The sequence below is a fragment of the Streptomyces phaeofaciens genome (genome assembly GCF_014648915.1).
In the GTDB taxonomy this organism is placed as follows: domain Bacteria; phylum Actinomycetota; class Actinomycetes; order Streptomycetales; family Streptomycetaceae; genus Streptomyces; species Streptomyces phaeofaciens.
In genome coordinates this window covers 1-1,407 of the sequence record NZ_BMSA01000088.1, presented here as the reverse complement: position 1 = coordinate 1,407, position 1,407 = coordinate 1, and the positions used below count along the sequence as shown (strand labels likewise).

The 1,407-nt window shown below is 66.3% G+C and carries 2 protein-coding genes; both read right to left on the bottom strand.

Annotated elements, in window-relative coordinates:
* Positions 1-1,001 (bottom strand): alpha-amylase family glycosyl hydrolase (locus IE275_RS45655; RefSeq protein WP_268255379.1); only part of this gene is annotated, 1,001 nt, incomplete at its 3' end.
* 32 nt (positions 1,002-1,033) lie between these two features.
* Positions 1,034-1,407: alpha-glucosidase C-terminal domain-containing protein (locus IE275_RS45650; protein WP_189718601.1), on the bottom strand; the 374-nt coding region annotated here is incomplete at its 5' end.

The window sequence follows — 1,407 nt, the reverse complement described above, 5'->3', positions numbered from 1 at the left end:
AGGGTGAGTTCGTCGTGGTTGCGCAGGAAGATGCCCCACTGGCAGTTGACGGGGATGGCGGGGGTCTTGGCGAGGATCTCGGAGACGGGGTGGCGTGATTCGCGGCGGACGGCCATGAAGATGCGGGGCATGACGGGGAAGTGGAACGCCATGTGGCACTCGTCGCCGCCGGAGGCGTAGTCGCCGAAGTAGTCGACGACGTCCTCGGGCCACTGGTTGGCCTCCGCCAGGATCACCGTGTCCGGGTACATCACGTCGATCTCGCGCCGCACGCGCCGCAGGAACTCGTGCGTGGCCGGAAGGTTCTCGCAGTTGGTGCCCTCGGCCGCGTAGAGATAGGGCACCGCGTCCAGCCGGAAGCCGTCGATCCCGAGATCCAGCCAGAACCGGAGGGCCGCCAGGATCTCCTCCTGCACGGCCGGGTTCTCGTAGTTGAGGTCGGGTTGGTGGGAGAAGAAGCGGTGGAAGAAGTACTGCTGGCGGACCGGGTCGAAGGTCCAGTTGGAGACCTCGGTGTCGACGAAGATGATCCGCGCGTCGGCGTACTGCTTGTCGTCGTCGGCCCACATGTAGTAGTCGCCGTAGGGCCCGTCGGGGTCCTTCCTCGACTCCTGGAACCACGGGTGCTGGTCGCTGGTGTGGTTCATCACGAAGTCGATGACGACCCGCATGCCACGCTGATGGGCGTGGTCCACGAACTCCACGAAGTCGGCCAGGTCGCCGAACTCGGGGAGCACGGACGTGTAGTCCGAGACGTCGTAACCGCCGTCCCGCAAGGGCGACTTGAAGAACGGCGGCAGCCACAGACAGTCGACCCCCAGCCACTGGAGGTAGTCGAGCTTCGCGGTGAGACCCTTCAGGTCGCCCACGCCGTCGCCGTTGCTGTCCTGGAAGGAGCGGACGAGGACTTCGTAGAACACGGCGCGCTTGAACCACTCGGGGTCGCGGTCCTTGGCGGGGGTGTCCTCGAAGGTGTCCGGAACAGGTTCGTTGACGGTCATGGCGGTCTGGAGCCTCCGATCTGCGGTGCGGGTCACCGGACGTGGAACACGTGGGCCGGCGTCGGACCAGGCTCCAGGCGCACATAGTTGCTGCTGCCCCAGGCGTACGTCTCGCCGGTCAGTTCGTCGTGCACGGACAGGAACGCGCCGTGATCCAGGCCGAGTTGCGGCATGTCCAACGAGACCGTCGTCTCCTGGGTGTGGTGGGGGTCGAGGTTGACCACGACGATCACCGTGTCGGCCCCGTCGCGCTTGCTGTACGCGAGGACGGAGTCGTTGTCGGTGTCGTGGAAGCGGAGATTGCGCAGCCGGTGCAGTGCGGGGTGCCGGCGGCGGATCCGGTTCAGCTCGGTGATCAGTGGGGCGAGGGTGTGGTCGGTGTCCCAGTCGCGGGGGGTGAGCTGGT